Here is an 18,411-nt window from a genome sequence, read left to right as displayed (position 1 = left end):
CCGGCAGGCAGATGAGGGGCGGCTCCAGCTTCTCCAAACTTGGCGCCGCCCCTCATCCGTCACTTCGTGACACCTTCTCCCCGTGAAACGGGAAGAAGGAAGAAGAGGCGCCTACTTCGCCGAGCAGAGCTTGTCGCGCGTCGTCGACATCGCGGCGGCGGCCGAGAAACCGTAGGGCTCGATGATCTTGGCGAATTCGCCCGACTTCTTCATCTTGGCGAGCTCGACGTCATAGGCATCGCGCAGCGCCTCGTCGCCCTTCTTGAAGGCGGCGCCGTCGCAATAGACCGGGGCACCCTGCACCGGGGCGATGACTTCGAGGTTCGGGTCGTTGGCCTTCTTCATCAGATCGTTGATCGACAGAACCGGCAGCGAATAGGCGTCGATGCGGCCGTCCTGCACCATCTTCAGGCCGCTCTGGCCGTCCGGCACGACGATGACGCGTTCGCGCGGCACGCCGGCGTTAAGCGCCAGCTTCTCCTCGGTGCCACCGCCGGGCGCGCCGATCGTGGCCGATGTGTCCTTGGCGACGTCCTCGTAGCTCTTGAAGGCTTTCGGATTGCCCTTCTTCACCAGCATCGCCTCGGCGTCACACAGCACCGGTTCGGAATAGGCGACCGCGGCGCAACGCTCCGGCTTCATGAACAGGCCGGCGGTGACGACGTCGAAGCGGCCGGCCTTCAGGCCGGGGATCATGGCGCCATATTCCGAGATCGAGGCGACGATGTCGCCAACGCCGAGGCGTTTGAAGATCTCGCGCGCCACGTCGGGCGCCGCGCCAGAAACCTTGCCGTCGGCCGCGACCGCCGTGTAGGGCGGCTCATTGGCGATGGCGACACGGGCAAAGCCCTGTGACTTCAACTGCTCGAGCTTGCTGTCGTCGGCCGAACCCGGGATCGAGGCGGCCAGCACCGCCGTCAGTGCAAGGCCGGCGACGCCGGCCAGAATGCCAAGTTTCTTCATTGTTCCCAACTCCTGTTTCTTGTCTTGGTTTGTTTGGGGCGGCTTTCCGTCCCTTGAGGACGGCGTTGTCGCCTCGGGCATGACGGTCAGACGCGATGTCCGGCCGCGATGATCTTCTTCAGGAAGCCTTGCGTGCGCTCCTGTTTGGGATGGCGGAAAATCTCGTCGGGCTTGCCTTCCTCGACGATCTTGCCGCGATCGAAGAACAGCACCCGGTCGGCGAAGTCATGGGCAAACCCCATCTCGTGGGTGACCAGCAGCATGGTCATGTCGGTCTCGGCGCAGAGCCGCCACAGAACGTTGAGCACCTCCTCGACCAGTTCCGGGTCGAGCGCCGACGTCACCTCGTCGAACAGCATGATCTTCGGCTGCAGAGCGAGCGCCCGGGCGATCGCCACGCGCTGCTTCTGGCCGCCCGACAGTTGCGCCGGCATCGCCTTGGCCTTGTCGGCCATGCCGACCATGTCGAGCAGTTCCATCGCCCGCTTTTCGGCGGCGGCGCGGGGCGTTCCCTTGGTCAGCATCGGCGCCAGCGTCACATTGTCGATGACGCTCTTGTGCGGAAACAGGTTGAACAGCTGGAACACCATGCCGATCTTCTGGCGCATCCGCGCCAGATGCCGCTCGTCGGCCGGCAGCAGCTGGCCGTTGCGCTCCATGTGGTAGAGCTGCTCGCCCTCGATCTGGATGTGGCCGCCATCGATGCGCTCCAGCGTCATCAGGATGCGCAGGATCGTCGTCTTGCCCGAGCCGGACGGACCGATCAGCGCCAGCTTCTCGCGCGGCATGACCTGCATCGACAAGCCGTCCAGCACCTTGAAGGCACCGAAGCTCTTCGAAATGGCATCGACCTTGATGATGGGTGCGGACAAATGAATTTCCCCGTGCTGGAGAAGCCTGTGCCCTTAACGATGCGGAACGCGCCAAATCATGTCAATTGGGAAAATAATATCATGACAATATTTCCCATTCCGCACAATTGTTGAGCAATCGGTGCCGAAGAGCGGCGCACTCGCTAGATTGCCAACAGCAGATGCTCCGGATCGCCAAGCAAGAGCTTGGTGACAACGCCGAGGCCGGCGCGCAGTTCCCCTTCGGTGGTCGAGCCCAGCGAGATGCGCACCGCCGGATGCCAGGGCGCGTCGGAAATGCGGAAGGATGTTCCCGGCGCGATCGCCACGCCCTGCAGCCGGGCCTGGGCGACAAAGCCCTCTTCGGCACGGTCGTCGGGCAGCTGCAGCCAGATATGCAGCCCGTCGCGCCGGGCGCGATAGTCGATCCCGGCAAGCACCTCGGCGGCGATATCCTGGCGCCGCCGTAACGCGGCGCGCTGCCAGCGCACCAGTTCCATCGCCGTGCCGTCGGTCACCCATTTGGTGGCGATCTCGGCCACCAGCGGCGTCGCCATCCAGTTCGACACCAGATGCCGGTTGGCGACGGCGGCGACATAACGGTCAGGCGCGGCGAGATAGCCGATGCGCAGGCCGGGCACGGTGATCTTGGTGAAAGAGGTGACGTAGAGCGTGCGCTCCGGCGCGTAAGCGGCGACCGGCGGCGGCCGGTCCTCGACCAGCGGCCCCAGCACGTCATTCTCGATGATGGCGATGTCGTGCTTGCGCGCGACGGCGGCGATTTCTTCACGCCGCCGCGCATCCATCAGCGTCGCCGTCGGGTTGATCACCGAAGGCTGCACGAACACCGCGCGGATGTCGGAAAGACGGCAGGCCTCGTCCAGCGCCTCCGGGATCAGGCCGCTATCATCGATCGGCAGGCCTTCGAGGTTGAAACCGAGATAGCGCGCCAGCGGCACCAGCGTGTGGTGGCCGATCGCCTCGGTGGCGACGGTCGATCCCGGCGGCGCCACGCTCATCAGCGCCACCGTCATGCCGGCGGTGGCGCCATTGGTCAGGCTGATGTTCTGGGCGGAAATGTCGAGCCCGCACAGTTTCAGCCATTCGACCGCCACCGCACGATGGCGCGGAAACACCATGTTGGGCCGGAAGGACAGCGCCGAACTCGACGGCAGGTTTTCGGCGAGCCAACCCAGCGCCTGCTTCAATCGCTCCAGATGCATCGGCTCGCAGACCGGCTTCAGGATGGAGAGGTCGATGACCTCGCCGAGACGCTCAGGCAGATAGGGCGGCTCCGGCTCGCGACGCTGCGTCTGGACGAAGCTGCCGCGGCCGATCTCGCCGGAAATCAGGCCGCGCCGGATCAATTCCTCATAGGCGCGGCTGACCGTCTGCACCGACAGCTTGAGATCGTCGGCCAGCCGTCGATGTGTCGGCAGCCGCGCGCCATTGGCAAGACGTCCGTCATGGATGGCGCGCGCGAACTGGTCGGCAAGCGATTGATAGGCTGGCCGCCTTATGAGCGCGGGATCGGGTTGCCACAATGTCATGACTTATTAGAGATCGAAATCAGTGCAATTGACAATCGAAATAATGCGCCATCATGGTACAGTGGACGAAAAAGTGGGCGCTGATGACTGCTGCGAAACTCGACGCGATCGACCTCAAAATCCTCGACGCCATCCAGCGCGACGGGCGCATCACCAAGCTGGCGCTGGCCGAGCAGGTGGGGCTGTCGCCGACGCCGTGCTGGATGCGGCTGCGCAAGCTGGAAAAGGCCGGCATCGTCTCGGGCTATCACGCAAGGATCGCCATGCGCGTCGTGGCGCCGGTGGCCACCGTGCTGATGGAAGTGACGTTGGCCAGCCACCGCCAGGCCGATTTCGACCGCTTCGAGCGCGTCATCCGCGATATCCCCGAAATCGTCGCCTGCTGGTCGGTGGGCGGCGGCGTCGACTATGTGCTGAAGGTGATGGCTCGCGACATCGACGCCTATCAGCGGCTTGTCGACGGCTTGCTCGACCGCGAGATCGGCATCGACCGCTACTTCACCTACATCGTCACCAAGACGGTGAAGGAAGAGATCGCACTTCCCATCACCGAGTTGCTGCCGGTGTTGCCGTAGTACCGGAGAAATCGTCTGCAGAGGCTTCACAATAGAGAGAATCTCTCTACTTCAGGACACCCAAACAGCCTCTCTGTCTGCCCACGACCGATAGTCTCCCAGGATCAGACCGAACCGGGAGGCTTCGACCATGTCCGCGCATTTCGCCCGCTCGCATCGCCATGAGGCGCTCGACCGCCTCGCCGACCGCCGTCTGCTGCGCGAACTCGCCTATGTCGACGGCCACTGGACGGCGAGCGAGGCCGCCGAAAGCTTTGAGGTCACTGATCCGGCGACGGGAAGCACGGTCGCTTTCGTCGCGGCGCTGGATGCACGGCAAACGACAAAAGCAATCGATGCCGCCGCGCGCGCTTTTCCGGCCTGGCGGTCGCTGCTGCCGCAGGAGCGGTCAAGAATCCTGCGAAAATGGTTCGAGCTGATCATTGCCGCGAAAGACGACCTGGCATTGCTGATGACCCTGGAACAGGGCAAGCCCTTGCAGGAATCGCTCGGCGAAATCGACTATGCCGCCACTTTCGTCGAGTGGTATGCGGAGGAAGCCAAGCGCCTCAACGCCGAGAGCGTCACCAGCCATCTGGCGAACGCGGAAATGATGGTGCGGCGCGAGCCGCTCGGCGTCGTCGGCATCGTCACGCCGTGGAATTTCCCCTCGGCCATGCTGACCCGCAAGGCGGCCGCCGCCCTTGCCGCCGGCTGCACCATTGTCGCGCATCCGTCCTCGGAAACGCCGCTGTCGGCGCTGGCGCTGGCCGAGCTTGGCGAGCGCGCGGGACTGCCGGCCGGCGTCTTCAACATCGTCACCGGCAAGGCCGCGACGATCGTCGGGCGGATGTGCGAAGACGCACGCGTCCGCGCCATGAGTTTTACGGGCTCGACTGAGATCGGCAGGCTGATTGCCGCGCAGAGCGCGCCGACGATGAAGCGGCTGGTGATGGAGCTTGGCGGCCACGCTCCGCTCATCGTGTTTGCCGATGCGGATCTCGACAAGGCGGTCAGCATCGCCATCGACGCTAAATTCGCCACATCGGGCCAGGATTGCCTCGCCGCCAACCGCATCTACGTCCAGCGGCCGATCCACGATCGCTTCTACGCTGCCTTCGCCAAGCGGATCGAGGCGCTGCGGACCGGCAATGGCCTTGACGACAAGACCGACATCGGGCCGCTGATGCATGAGCGCGCCGTCCAGAAAGTCGAGGAGCAGGTCGCCGATGCGCTCGCCCATGGCGCGCGTTGCCTTGCCGGCGGCAAGCGACATCAGGCCGGGCCGCTGTTCTACCAGCCGACGCTGCTGGCCGACGTTTCCGACGCGGCGCTGATCATGCGCGAAGAGACTTTTGGGCCGGTCGCCGCGGTGACGCCGTTCGACAGCGAGGACGAGGTTGTCGAACGTGCCAATGCCACCGAATATGGCCTGGTCGCCTATGTCGTGACCGAGAGTGGCGCGCGCCAGCAGCGCGTGGGCCGCGCGCTCGACTACGGCATGGTCGCCATCAACCGGGTGAAGATCACCGGCGCGCCAATTCCCTTCGGCGGCGTCAAGCAGTCCGGCATCGGCCGCGAGGGTTCGCGCCACGGGCTCGAAGCGTTCACCGATCTCAAATATCTCTGCCTGGACGTCGCATAAATCCGTCCGGCCATCCCTCAAGGAGACCAAAATGCTCGACCAGTCCAACGAACTCAACGCCTGGGATCGCGACCACTTCTTCCATCCCTCGACGCATATGGGCACGCACGCGCGCGGTGAATCGCCGACCCGCATCATGGCGGGTGGTGAAGGCGTCACCGTCTGGGACAACAATGGCAGGAAGAGTATCGATGCCTTTGCCGGCCTCTATTGCGTCAATGTCGGCTATGGCCGCCAGAAGATCGCCGATGCAATCGCCACCCAGGCGAAGAACCTCGCCTACTATCATGCCTATGTCGGCCACGGCACCGAGGCCTCGATCACGTTGGCCAAGATGATCATCGACCGCGCGCCGAAGGGCATGTCGAGGGTCTATTTCGGCCTCTCCGGCTCGGACGCCAACGAAACCAACATCAAGCTGATCTGGTACTACAACAATGTGCTGGGCCGGCCGGAAAAGAAGAAGATCATTTCGCGCTGGCGCGGCTATCACGGTTCGGGCGTGATGACCGGATCGCTGACCGGGCTCGACCTGTTCCACAACGCCTTCGACCTGCCGCGCGCGCCGGTGCTGCACACCGAAGCGCCGTATTATTTCCGCCGCGCCGACCGCTCGATGAGCGAGGAGCAGTTCTCGCAGCATTGCGCCGACAAGCTCGAGGAGATGATCCTGGCCGAAGGCCCCGAAACCGTCGCCGCCTTCATCGGCGAGCCGATCCTCGGCACCGGTGGCATCGTGCCCCCGCCTGCCGGTTACTGGGAAAAGATCCAGGCGGTGCTTAGGAAGTATGATGTGCTGCTGGTCGCCGACGAGGTGGTGACCGGCTTCGGCCGACTGGGCACCATGTTCGGCTCCGACCACTACGGCATCAAGCCGGACTTGATCACCATCGCCAAGGGCCTGACCTCGGCCTATGCGCCGCTGTCGGGCGTCATCGTCGCCGACAAGATGTGGCAGGTGCTGGTCGACGGTTCCGACAAGCTCGGTTCGCTCGGCCATGGCTGGACCTATTCGGCGCATCCGATCTGCGTTGCCGCCGGTGTCGCCAATCTCGAACTGATCGACGAGATGGATCTGGTGACGAATGCCCGCGAGACCGGCGCCTATTTCCGTGCCGAGCTCGCCAAGGCCGTCGGCGGCCATAAAAATGTCGGCGACGTACGCGGCGATGGCATGCTGGCGGCGGTCGAGTTCGTCGCCGACAAGGACGACCGGGTGTTCTTCGACGCTTCGCAGAAGATCGGGCCGCAAGTGGCGACAGCGCTTGCCGCCAGCGGCGTCATAGGCCGCGCCATGCCGCAGGGCGATATTCTGGGCTTCGCACCGCCGCTCTGCCTGACCCGCGAGGAGGCCGACATCGTCGTCTCGAAGACGGCGGATGCGGTGAAGAGCGTGTTTGCCAATCTTTGAGATCGACGATGAATGCCATGACCGGAACCGTCCCCGCCACCATGGCCGCCGTGCTGCTCACCGGGCACGGCGGACCGGAAAAACTCGTCTACCGCACCGATGTGAAGGTGCCCGCGCCTATCCCGGGTGAGGTGCTGGTGAAAGTCGGCGCTTGCGGGATGAACAACACCGACGTCTGGGTGCGCCAGGGTGCCTATGGTACCGAAGAGGATGCCGCCGCCGTGTCGACCTGGCGGCGCCAGGGCAACACGCTTGTTTTCCCGCGCATCCAGGGCACCGACACGGTTGGCACCATCGTTGCCGTTGGCGACGGCGTTTCGCCGGACCGCATCGGTGAGCGGGTGATGGTCGATTTCTCCATCTACAACCGCGACGACGATTCACTGGCCGACATAGACTATATGGGCCATGGCCGCGACGGCGGTTACGCCGAGTATCAGACCGTGCCTGCTGAGAATGCGCATGTCGTCGACACGGATATGAGCGACATCGAACTCGCCACTTTCTGCTGCGCCTACCTGACCGGCGAACAGATGCTGGAACGCGCTGGCTTAAAAGCCGGCGAGCGCGTGCTGGTCACCGGTGCCTCGGGCGGCGTTGGCTCCGGCATCGTGCAATTGGCGCGGGCGCGCGGCGCCATTCCCTACGCCGTCGTCGGCAAGGGCAAGGAACAGGCGGTGCTCGACATCGGCGCCGAGGCCGTCATCACCCGTGGCGTCGCTGACTTGCCACGGGCCGTGGCTGAAGTGACCGGCGGCCGGCCGATCGACGTGGTCGCCGATCTTGTCGGCGGCGCGATCTTCAACGACCTGCTGCGTATTCTGCGGCCCGAAGGCCGCTACACCACGGCCGGCGCGATCGCCGGGCCGGTCGTGCAGCTCGATCTCAGGACCATGTATCTCAAGCAATTGCAGCTGCATGGCTCGAGCCAGGGCACGCGCGCGGATTTCCGCCGGATCGTCAGCTACATCGAAGCGAAAAAGATCCGGCCACTGGTCGGCGGCGTCTACAGGCTCACCGATTTTCACCGCGCACAGGCCGACTTCGTCGCCAAGGATTTCGTCGGCAAGCTGGTGGTGGTACCTGATGCCGTGGCGGAACGGCCGGCGTAGTTTCCTGGCCCCTCGCTCTAGCCACCTTCTGCCGCTGTCCCAATGGGAATGGCTTGCAGTCGTGTCTGCGAGCCGTCACAAACGGCGACGCCCGTAGTCATACTGGTCCGGGCATCTGGTCGCGGGATACAGGCGAAACATGACAGGCCGAATGATATTGCTCGATGCCAGGCCGCTCGGCGTGGCCGACGTCGCCGAGATCGCACGCCGCAACGCCCGGCTGATGCTGGGCGAAGAGGCGATGCGCCGCATCCGGGCGAGCCGCGCCCTGATCGAGCATCTGACCGGGCTTGGCAAGCCGATGTACGGCGTCACCACGGGCCTGGGCGCCTGTGTCGACACGCCGCTCGCACAGGCGGACCTGATCGCCTTCCAGCACAGCGTGCCGCTCAGCCACAGCATGGGCATCGGGCCGGCCTTGCCGACAGAAGCGGTGCGAGCGATGATGACCGCGCGCATCTCGGGCATGGCCGCCGGCGGCACCGGAACCTCCGAACGCGTGGTCACGGGCCTTGTCGCGGCGCTCAACGCCGGCGTCCATCCGGTGATCCCGACCTGGGGCTCGATCGGCGCGGCCGACCTTGCCCATCTCGGCCATATGGCAAGGTCGCTGCGCGGCGATGGCGAGGCAGAATTCCAGGGCAGGATCATGCCCTCCGCCGAGGCGCTTGCCTTGGCCGGGCTCGATCCGCTGGACCTGCGCGAGAAGGACGGCCACGCCATCATCGTCGCCAACAGCCTGTCGACCGGAACGGCGTGCCTGTGCCTCGAAGACGTCGCCCATCTCATCGACTGGGCGCTGGCCGCCGTGGCGCTCAACTACGAGGCGTTTCGCTCCTCCCTCACCGCGATCGACGAGCAAGCGCTCGCCGCGCGGCCGGCCTTCGGCCAGCGCGAGATCGGCGCACGGTTGCGCGCGGAGCTGGCGGGAAGCGGCTTGTGGAAGGACAAGGCGGCACGGCGCTTGCAGGATCCGCTCAGCTATCGCTGCGTGCCACAGGTCTGGGGCGGCCTGCTCAATGCGTTCGAACAGGCGCGGCTGGCTACCGAGATCGAACTGACCCATTCGGGCGACAACCCGGTGATCCTGGCCGACGGCGAACGGGTGATTTCCAACGGCAATTTCGACCTGACGGCAATGACGCTCGCCTGGGAACAGCTCGGCCAGGCACTCGCGCATTGCGCGGTTGGCACCGCCAACCGCTGCATGAAGCTGATGTCGCCGACAACAGCCGAACTGCCGCGTTTCCTATCGGCGAGAGGCGGCAGTCGTCAGGGCTATGCGGAACTGCAGAAGCCCTTGTCCGCGCTGGAAGCCGAAATCCGGCACCTGGCCAACCCGATGTCACTCAGCCCGCTCGCCGTTTCCGACGGCATCGAGGATCAGTCGTCGATGGCGCCCAGGGTGGTGGCCAAGACCGCCGAGATCATCGAGCGCATGCGCTATCTCGTGGCGATGGAGCTGATCTTCGCTGCGACGGGTGTGGAGTTGCGCGGTGTCGTCGACAGCATGGGCGAAGGGCCGCGGCGCACCTTCGCCGCCGTGCGCGCGCTCGTCAGCCCGCTCGATGACGACCGCGAGATGAGCACCGACATGACGCGGATGGCGCGGATGGTGGCCGGTCCCCGGTACTGAGCCGACGGCCGGTCCGCCACGATCGGTATCCCGATCTTCCGGCGCGAATCCTAGGCGTCAAGCAACCAACGCGCGCGGTCCGCCCACCAGGGCTATCGGTGTGGTCGGTCGTTGCAAAACTCATCTTCGGCGTCACAAGCGGCGCATGCAATGCATCAAGACATTAAAGAAGAGATGTCGCGAAATTGCTTGCCGATATGGCATGATCATATTAGAAATAACAAATACGTTCTTCCATGAGGTAAAATAACGGAACCTGCGCTTGGCTAGCGCAAGCACTGCGAAAGTATCCGAGGAGAGCCAAGGCCCGGGTATGCGGTTCGCAGACAAGAATGTGCCGCCCTGGAGTGAATTGCCGAACGTTTGCCTGACCTGACACCCCTGATCCTGTCTGGGAGGAGCCCATGGCCAACACCTACAAGGTCCATTTCGTCAGCAATCGGAACCCCATCGTGAACAGCCAAGGGCGGATCACCGGCTTCGGCCCCAATCTCAGCCAAGCTCAAGGCGTCGATATTCGCTACGGAGAGGTCCAGGTGACAGTCACCGGAGCTCCCAAACAGGGCAAGATCGTGCCTGGCACCCTGCGTGTGTATGATGAGAAGATACTCGTCGAGAAGGGCAAGGCTCAAATTCGTGGAAGCGACCAGATGTTTTCCGCGCTTCATCCGGCGTTCGTTTCGGCAAAGACGATCATCTTGTTCGCGCACGGCTTCTTCAACACCTTTTCCGACAGCGTCGAACGCGCGGCGACGATCCTCAGCTTCTACGGAATACATGCCGAGATCATCGTCTTTAGTTGGCCCTCTGCCGGCACATTGATCGGCTACCAGCATGACCGGGCAACATCACGACAGAGCGGTCCGGCCTTTGCCCGGGTTATCCGCAGGCTAGCGACGGAGCTTGCCGGGCTTTCCTCGACCGCGCCGCGTCCGACTGTTCACCTGCTCTGTCACAGTATGGGAAACTATGTGCTGCGTTTTGGCGTTCAGGCATTGCTGGCGCAACCGCAAGATACAAAACCCGGCGAGACCCAACCGGCCGTACCGGCGACGCATCTTCCGACCATCTTCAATCAGATCATTCTCGCCGCAGCCGACGAGGATTCCGACGCGTTCGACCGGCAGGACAAACTGAAGGCGCTGCCCGACCTCGGGCGTGGCGTTACCGTCTACTACACCCACGAGGATTGGGTGCTGACCTTCTTGAGTGCTGGAATTGAATTCAACGGCCCCCGGCTTGGCGCCGGAGGCCCTGACAACATGGCAACCATCAGCGACAAGGTGAGTGCGGTGGACGTGAGCGACGTTGTTCCAGCCGAGCTCAACATGAATAGCCATCAATATTATCGGCTCTACACGCCGGTGCGCGACGATGAAGTCGCAGTACTGGCAGGTCAAGCGCCCGACAAGATCCGCAACCGTGCAGCGACAGGCGTTCCACACCGATATCGGATCGAGCCTACGGTGGGTTAGATATTGAAGATTGCGGCGGAGTGTCTCGTTCGGACCTGCTGCCGTGATAACCCGCTGCGGCAGGTCGAGCCTATTGGTAAGGGCCTCGGAGGTTGAGTTTCTCGGCCAGGAGGCAGAAGCGGTCGATCAGCCGGACAAGCTCTTCGCCCTGCTCAGTGACCATCTTGCCGCGCTCTGTGGGCGGCGCATCCGACAGAGCCTTCCACAGCCGGCTTTGCCGATCACAGACATCCGCCAGTTCGGAGCAGTCGCTGGCAGTCAATTTCAAAAAATGATCCGCCGTCACCGGTCCGATGCCTGGGGGCGTTGTCGCCCCAAGCGAGAGATAACCCGGCGGCACGGTGCCTTTGGCATTGGTCACAGATTTGCGGCAGATGACATCGAACAGCTGGTCGACAGCCTGTTTGGCGCCGGCAACGCGCGACGGATGGTCCGTATCGGCTGCCGCATGCGGCAGAAGTTCAAGTTTTTCGCCGTGCCTTTCGACGAGGTCGAGATAAGGCAGCATCGGGCCGGAAAGACGTCCAGTCGAGTCATCCCTGAACAGATCGGCATCAATGGCGGCGTGGCGCACCCGCCCTGCGTCCAGCGCCTCGCCAAGCGCTGCGACGTCGACAAGCTCGCCGCGATCGTAGTTGACCAGCACCGCACCCTTGTTCATGCGGGACAGTACCTCGGCGCCAATGAGCCCGGCATTGGCGTAGCGGCCCGTCTGCGCGTCCTGCTTGCCTAGGCCGACATGGACGCTGAGCACATCTGCACCTTCAGCCGCGACGGCAAGATCCGCCGCGAAGGCAAAGCCCTCGGCTTCTACCCAGTCGCGGTGCCGTGGCCTTGCATGGATCACCACGCGCATGCCGAAGGCACGGGCGAGCTTGGCCACCTCGCGGCCGATATTGCCGTAGCCGATGATCGCGATCGTCTTGCCTTCGAGTTTTTCGGTCGGGAAATCACGCAACTCCCTGCCAGTGTCGAAATTGCCGCGTGCCACCCGGTCGTGAAGCAAGCCGACAGGTAGATCCGGCAGCACTTTCAGGATCGCCTTCATCACCATCTGTGCGGTGGCGCGGCTGTTGATGCCGGGCGTGTTCATCAGCACCGCGCTGCCGCCCTCGCCGCTGCCGCCACCCCAGGAGCGCGAACCCATATTGCCGGTGCCGGCGCCGATCCGCACACCGGCCAGCGCAAAGACGGTCTCTGCGGGCAGGAAGGTCGCTGCGGCGATGACGGCGTCGTAGCGTCCGTCGCCGGCGGCCTCGACCAGCTCCTCGCGGGTGCTGAGATCCGGCTGGTAGAAGAAATGCACCCGGCCCCGCTCGAGGCCCGATTTGTCGCCAAGCGCGGACAAATGGAAGCGGCCGCCCTTGGCTTCGATATGGGCGCGCACGTCGCTGGGATCAGGCTTGCCGTCAGGTCCGAAGCGCAGGCCGACCAGATCACAGATCAGCACGGTGTAGATCCCCTGCGGATCGATCGGCTCTACGGCCTGGGTATTGGTGTTTGCGGTCACGTCGTTTCCCCATGCAAGAACGGAAAGGTCTGCCGGTACGGCAGCACGCTCTGAAATCAGAACCTATCCGCCCGGAAGGGCGTCAGATCGATCGCCGGCGGCAAACCGGCGGCGAGTTGCGACACGATCTTGCCGGTGACGGCGCCGCCGATGAGGCCTTGATGGCCATGGCCGAAGGCATAGATGACGTTCTTGGCCCGCGACGCCAGACAGCCCTATCTAGAGACTGGGTCCTAGCTTGATCGGGCTGCCGTCGCTGAACCGCGATTGACGGAACCTGTGAAGATCATGCCCGATCTCGTTTCCCTGGACGAGGTCGGACACGACGCGGCCCATGCCAGGTCCGATGCCGAAGCCATGACCGCTCATCCCGGTGGCGATGACGAGACCCGGAATTTCGGCGGCACGATCAACGACCGGCACCACATCCGGCATCGCATCGATCATGCCCGCCCAGCTCGCCTTGATCGGCACCGTCTTGAACTGCGTGAAAAGTGCCGCGAATTCGCGCTCGATATCGCGCAATGCCGAGGCTTTGGGGGCGGGATTGAGGATGCGCATCCGTTCGAACGGGCTTTCCTCGTCCGCGTTCCACCTGCGTGGGGTCGACCAGCCGTCCGGATAGCCGCGCGGCGGCGCCGGCAGGTAGGAGGTGCCAAAAGGATTTGCCATCAGAGCGGGAACGTATTTGGTCGCATGACGAAAGGCATCAGGCCCGACATACAGCTGACTGGTGCCTCCCGATGCCAGCGTGTAGCCGCCATCCTGCCTGCGTCGGAATGCGATATGTTCGTCGGCCACGGCGCCCGAATGGATTTCGGGCATCGGTCCGGTCGCGGCGACGGTCGCCCTGACGCTCAGCTGCGGGATGGAGACGCCGTGGGCGCGCAGGAAGAGCGACGTCCACGCACCGCTCGCGACGACCGCGCTCGAGGTGGCGATACGGCCCTGCTCGGTCCAGACCCCGCTAACGCGTCCAGCCGATATGTCGAGCATGCGCGCCGCACAATTCTCGATGATGGTGACGCCCTCCCGGGCGGCCAGGCGGGCAAGCGCTGAAACCGCGACCCAGGGCTCGGCGCGCATGTCGGATGGGGTGGTCATAGCGCCCTTGAAAGAGCGCGACATGGCCGGGATCAGCCTGGCCGTCTCACCCTGGTCGAGGAGACGCGTGTCGACGCCGTGTATCTCTGCGATCTTCAGGAATTTCGCGAAGCCGGCCATCTCCTTGTCGGTTCGCGCAAGGTAGGTAACGCCCGTCTGCTTCAGTCCGATGTCCTCGCCGCATTCCTCGGCCAGTTGCCGCCAGAGGCGTTGCGCTTCGATGACAACAGGCAGTTCATCGGCATCGCGACCCTGCTGCCGGATCCAGCCCCAGTTCCGCGACGATTGCTCGCCGGCGATGCGGCCCTTTTCCAGCAATGTCACCGAAATGTTGCGTCGCGCCAGGAACAGGGCCGTGGTCACGCCGATGACGCCACCACCGATGACCACAACCTCCGAAGCCTTCGGCAACGGTGCTTGAAACTGGATCGGCATGGCTTCGGTGAAGGGAAAACTTGTCAAGGAAGACTGCCCTCTTGCTTTTCACGGCGGCGTCGGCCCTGGCTGCTTCCGTGTCGGCGACGCGTGACAGAACTGATAGTCCGTCAAGGCTGGGTCGAGCTGGAGAATCTGCGCGTCAATGCAATGAATTGTTTATGCCAGCGAATGTCGGCTCGACACCCTCACAGGAACTTTGGCGGCAAAGGCGCAAGCGCCCGGCGACGACCGATGGCGGCACCGCCTGTCAGGCACAGTGCGATGCCGCCATTGGCCCCTTGAAGGGTCAAGTCCGACACGCGTAACATTGCGTCATCAGAACTGAGTCTGCTTCATGCGTCCGGGCTAATGTCCGGATTGGACTGGATATTTCCTTGCCTACGGATGCAACCAGCGGCGCGGCGAAGCGCGGCAAATCGTTTGCCCATGTGGCGGAAGCCTCCTGGGGCAAGGGCCTCAGCACCTTGCTGCGCATCGTGCGCATGACGCTGCGCCATCCCTGGCAGGTCGCCATCACGCTGGTCTCGACCTTCATCGCCGCGACGCTGCAGCTTTTCATCCCACGCCTGCTGGGACGCGCCATCGACCAGGCGCAAGGCGTGATCGCCGCGGGCGCCGGCACCGCGGCAGAACAGGCACTGTGGCACACGGCGCTGACCCTGCTGGTCGTCAGCATCCTGCGCGGCCTCTTCACCATGGCGCAGAACTATTTTGGCGAGGCCGTCGGCCATCAGACCGGCTATGAATTGCGGCTCGCCTTCTACGAGAAGATCCAGCGGCTGAGCTTCTCCTTCCACGACAAGGTCCATACCGGCGACCTGATCACGCTCGGGCTGCTCGATCTCGACGGCGTGCGCATGTTCTTTTCCACAGGCATCCTGCGCGTGGTGCTGCTCGGCGTGCTGATCGGCGTCGGCGCCTATCTCCTGATCAGCACCGATCTCGTGCTCGGCCTGCTCAGCCTCAGCTTCGTGCCTTTCGTCGCCTGGCGTTCCTCGGTGACACAGCTCAGATTGCGCAGCACCTGGCTGACGCTGCAGGAGCGGCTGTCGGTGCTGAGCCGGGTGATGGACGAGAATCTTGGCGGCATCCGTGTCGTGCGTGCCTTCGCGGCGCAGCGCCATGAGCTCAAGAAATTCGACCGCGCCAAGCAGGACGCGCTGGAGCTGGCCAATCAGCGCGTCGACATCCGCGTCGCCAACACCAGCGCCATGAACTTTTCCTTCCTGGCCGCCATGGGGCTGGTGCTGTGGTTTGGCGGCCAGAAGGTGATCGCGGGCCAGATCAGCGTCGGTACGCTGGCGCAGTTCCTCACCTTCATGACCATCCTGCAAATGCCGGTGCGCCAGCTTGGCCTGATGGTCAATTCCTTCGCGCGCGCCTCGACCTGCGGCACGCGGCTGTTCGAACTGCTCGACACCGAACTCGACATCGAGGATGCGCCCGACGCCAGGGAGCTCGTCATCACCGATGGCGTGCTGCGCTTCGATGATGTCGGCTTCCGCTATGAGGGCGCGGGCGGCCGTCCGACCCTGTCCGGCATATCCTTCGAGGCGAAGCCTGGCGAGACGGTCGGCATTGTCGGCCCGCCGGGCAGCGGCAAGTCGACCATCGCGCATTTGATCCCGCGCTTCTACGACGTCACCTCCGGCGCGATCACCATCGACGGCCAGGATATAAGCAAGGTCACGCTGCAATCGCTGCGCAAGGTAGTCGGCGTGGTGCAGCAGGATGCGTTCCTGTTCACCACCTCGATCGAGAACAACATCGCCTATGGCAACCCCTGGGCGCGCGAGACCCGCATCGGACAGGCCGCCGAATATGCGCAGTTGCACAACTATATTATCGGGCTTCCGGCCGGCTACACCACGGTCGTCGGCGAGCGCGGCGCCTCGCTTTCCGGCGGCCAACGGCAGCGCCTGACCATTGCGCGCAGCCTGATGCTGCGGCCATCGGTTCTGGTCTTCGACGATTCCACCGCGGCAATCGATGCCGGCACCGAGCAGCGTATCCGCGCGGCGATGAAGCGCTTCGCCAAGGATCGCGTGACGCTGATCATCTCGCACCGGTTGAGTTCGCTGATGCATGCCGACCAGATCCTGTTCGTCGAGGGCGGCCGCATCGTCGAGCGCGGCACGCATGAGGAACTGCTGGCGCTGGGCGGACGCTACCGCGCGCTTTACGACCTGCAGCTGCGGCCGGACGACGACCGGCTCGAGGGAGCCGCATGATGTCGACGCAGGACGACGACGAGAAGGACGACAAAAGCGGGCGGCCGACCAAGGCCGTCGTCGGCTCGCATCGCGACGAGGAAGAGGTTTTCGGCAAGGCCTATGATCCGCGCATCGTCAGACGCATCTGGAGCTTCGTGAGACCCTATCAGGGCCGGATCTTCATCTCGGTGGCGGCGGTGCTGGTGTTCACGCTGACGCAGCTGGCGATCCCGCTGGTCATCCGTTACGCCATCGACCACGGCATGGCTCCGGGCCGGCTCGACCGCTCGGTGATGATCTCCGCGATCGTCACCTTCACCGTGATCATCCTGATCAACTATGCCGCCAGTTATGTGCAGGAAAGCGTCGTCGGCAAGGTGGCGGAGAACGTGCTTTCCGACCTGCGCCGCGCCATGTTCAGCCATCTGCAGCTTGTGTCGCTCAGCTTCATGGACAAGACCGAGGTCGGCCGGCTGATGTCGCGCCTGCAGGGCGACGTCAATTCGATGCAGGAATTCCTCGAGACATCGGTGATGTCGGTGGGCGACATCGTGCTGCTGTTCGGTATCGTCACCGTTCTGCTGTGGCTCGATTTCCGGCTCGGACTGCTGACGCTGTCGACCATGCCGATGCTGTTCATCGTGCGGCTGTTCTGGCTGCCGCGCGCCAAGGTCGCCTTCATGGCGGCGCACGAAACCAATTCCATCGCCAACGGGGCACTCGCCGAAGGCATCCATGGCGTGCGCACCGTGCAGAGCCTGGAACGCCAGCACGTCAATTTCGACCTCTATGACGAAAAGGTGCTGGCCAACCTCAACGCCCATCTGCGGTCGGCTCGATACGCGCAGGTGATGGTGCCGATCGTCGACACGCTGACTGGCATCGCCATGGCGACGGTCATTGTCGTCGGCGGTTCTATGGTGCTGTCGCACAGCCTCGATGTCGGCGTCATGGTGGCGTTCCTGTTCTACATCCAGCGCTTCTTCGACCCGATCCGCTCGCTCACCATGCAGTACAGCGTCATGCAGCGCGCCATGGCTTCGGGCCAGCGCATCTCCGAAGTGCTCGACGTGCCGGTGGATGTCAGCGACAAGGACAATGCGGTGGCCTTGTCGCGCGATACGGACGGCTCGGTCGAGTTCAGGAACGTCACCTTCGGCTATCGGCCGAACCAGCCGGTGCTGAAGAACATCTCCTTCCGCGTCAATCCTGGCGAGACCGTCGCGCTTGTCGGCCCGACGGGATCGGGCAAGTCGAGTTCGATGGCGCTGGTGCACCGCTTCTACGATGTCTGGTCGGGGCAAGTCCTTGTCGGCGGTCACGATGTGCGTGACCTGACGCAGGATTCACTCGGCGACCAAGTGGCCATGGTGCTGCAGGAGCCGTTCCTGTTCTCCGGCACGGTGCTGGAGAACATCCGCTACCACAAGACATCAGCCAGCCGCGAAGAAGTGGTTCGCGCGGCACAGGCCGTCGGCGCGCACGACTTCATCGAGCAACTACCCGGCGGCTACGGTACCGAGCTCGAACAGCGCGGCGGCAACCTCTCGCTCGGCCAGCGCCAGCTCATCAGTTTCGCGCGCGCGCTGGTCGCTGACGCCAAGATCCTGGTGCTCGACGAGGCCACGGCCAGCATCGATTCCTACACCGAGATGCTGATCCAGAGGGCGCTGATCACCCTGCTGGAGGGCCGCACCGGGCTGGTCATCGCCCATCGACTCGCCACCATCCGCGGCGCCGACCGCATCATCGTGCTGCAGAATGGCGAGATCGTCGAAAGCGGCAACCACGAACAGCTGATGCTGAGGAAGGGCCTCTACGCCCGGCTCTACAACATGAACTACGCTTCGTTCGACGACATTTCCGAAGAAGAAATGGGAATGGACGCGGCGCTCGGCAAAGCGACGTGAGTGGTGCGGGCGGGTTCGAACCTCCGCTGCCCTCCTGAA

At 63.9% G+C, this 18,411-nt stretch carries 13 protein-coding genes; 8 read left to right on the top strand and 5 right to left on the bottom strand.

Annotation, left to right across the window (positions count from 1 at the left end):
* Window positions 1-111: 111 nt before the first annotated feature.
* The 3 genes from ehuB to ehuR form a co-directional block, all read right to left on the bottom strand.
* A complete protein-coding gene (gene ehuB / locus AB4Z43_RS23115; RefSeq protein ID WP_027046565.1) occupies window positions 112-963 on the bottom strand; it encodes an ectoine/hydroxyectoine ABC transporter substrate-binding protein EhuB in 852 nt (283 codons plus the stop codon).
* An 86-nt stretch (window positions 964-1,049) separates the two neighbouring features.
* Complete coding sequence (ehuA, locus tag AB4Z43_RS23110; protein ID WP_019856693.1) at window positions 1,050-1,835, bottom strand: ectoine/hydroxyectoine ABC transporter ATP-binding protein EhuA; 786 nt, start codon at window positions 1,833-1,835, stop codon at window positions 1,050-1,052.
* A 143-nt stretch (window positions 1,836-1,978) separates the two neighbouring features.
* Window positions 1,979-3,364: a MocR-like ectoine utilization transcription factor EhuR gene (gene ehuR, locus AB4Z43_RS23105; protein WP_019856692.1), complete on the bottom strand. Its 1,386-nt coding sequence runs from the start codon at window positions 3,362-3,364 to the stop codon at window positions 1,979-1,981.
* A gap of 83 nt (window positions 3,365-3,447) precedes the next feature.
* Between ehuR and AB4Z43_RS23100 the strand changes: the two genes are divergently transcribed.
* The 6 genes from AB4Z43_RS23100 to AB4Z43_RS23075 all read left to right on the top strand — a co-directional run bounded on the left by AB4Z43_RS23100 (window position 3,448) and on the right by AB4Z43_RS23075 (window position 11,197).
* Entirely contained in the window at window positions 3,448-3,939 is a 492-nt protein-coding gene (locus tag AB4Z43_RS23100) for an Lrp/AsnC family transcriptional regulator (protein WP_064983372.1), read from the top strand.
* A 130-nt stretch (window positions 3,940-4,069) separates the two neighbouring features.
* Window positions 4,070-5,563, top strand: a complete 1,494-nt coding sequence (locus tag AB4Z43_RS23095) for an NAD-dependent succinate-semialdehyde dehydrogenase (protein ID WP_441939028.1) — start codon at window positions 4,070-4,072, stop codon at window positions 5,561-5,563.
* A gap of 31 nt (window positions 5,564-5,594) precedes the next feature.
* Window positions 5,595-6,974, top strand: coding sequence for an aspartate aminotransferase family protein (locus AB4Z43_RS23090; protein WP_038645089.1), 1,380 nt, complete (start codon window positions 5,595-5,597; stop codon window positions 6,972-6,974).
* Between the two features lie 8 nt (window positions 6,975-6,982).
* On the top strand, window positions 6,983-8,086 hold the full coding sequence (locus tag AB4Z43_RS23085; RefSeq protein WP_441939027.1) for an alcohol dehydrogenase family protein: 1,104 nt from the start codon (window positions 6,983-6,985) through the stop codon (window positions 8,084-8,086).
* Between the two features lie 139 nt (window positions 8,087-8,225).
* Complete coding sequence (locus AB4Z43_RS23080) at window positions 8,226-9,722, top strand: HAL/PAL/TAL family ammonia-lyase (protein WP_019856687.1); 1,497 nt, start codon at window positions 8,226-8,228, stop codon at window positions 9,720-9,722.
* Window positions 9,723-10,126: 404 nt separating this feature from the next.
* Window positions 10,127-11,197: an alpha/beta hydrolase gene (locus tag AB4Z43_RS23075; RefSeq protein ID WP_019856686.1), complete on the top strand. Its 1,071-nt coding sequence runs from the start codon at window positions 10,127-10,129 to the stop codon at window positions 11,195-11,197.
* A 70-nt stretch (window positions 11,198-11,267) separates the two neighbouring features.
* Here AB4Z43_RS23075 and AB4Z43_RS23070 read toward each other — a convergent pair whose 3' ends face one another.
* Window positions 11,268-12,707 (bottom strand): NAD(P)-dependent oxidoreductase, encoded by a 1,440-nt coding sequence (locus AB4Z43_RS23070; protein WP_441939026.1) that lies wholly within the window; start codon window positions 12,705-12,707, stop codon window positions 11,268-11,270.
* 219 nt (window positions 12,708-12,926) lie between these two features.
* Window positions 12,927-14,273, bottom strand: a complete 1,347-nt coding sequence (locus AB4Z43_RS23065; protein WP_441939025.1) for an NAD(P)/FAD-dependent oxidoreductase — start codon at window positions 14,271-14,273, stop codon at window positions 12,927-12,929.
* Between the two features lie 350 nt (window positions 14,274-14,623).
* Here AB4Z43_RS23065 and AB4Z43_RS23060 point away from each other — a divergent pair, with 350 nt between their 5' ends.
* Entirely contained in the window at window positions 14,624-16,480 is a 1,857-nt protein-coding gene (locus AB4Z43_RS23060; RefSeq protein WP_064983385.1) for an ABC transporter ATP-binding protein, read from the top strand.
* A complete protein-coding gene (locus AB4Z43_RS23055; RefSeq protein ID WP_441939024.1) occupies window positions 16,480-18,372 on the top strand; it encodes an ABC transporter ATP-binding protein in 1,893 nt (630 codons plus the stop codon). Before AB4Z43_RS23060 ends, AB4Z43_RS23055 begins: the two co-directional genes overlap by 1 nt.
* Window positions 18,373-18,411: the final 39 nt, after the last annotated feature.

The sequence above is a fragment of the Mesorhizobium sp. 2RAF45 genome (assembly GCF_052115225.1).
Classification (GTDB): Bacteria; Pseudomonadota; Alphaproteobacteria; order Rhizobiales; family Rhizobiaceae; genus Mesorhizobium; species Mesorhizobium jarvisii.
This window is presented reverse-complemented; position numbering and strand designations above follow the sequence as displayed.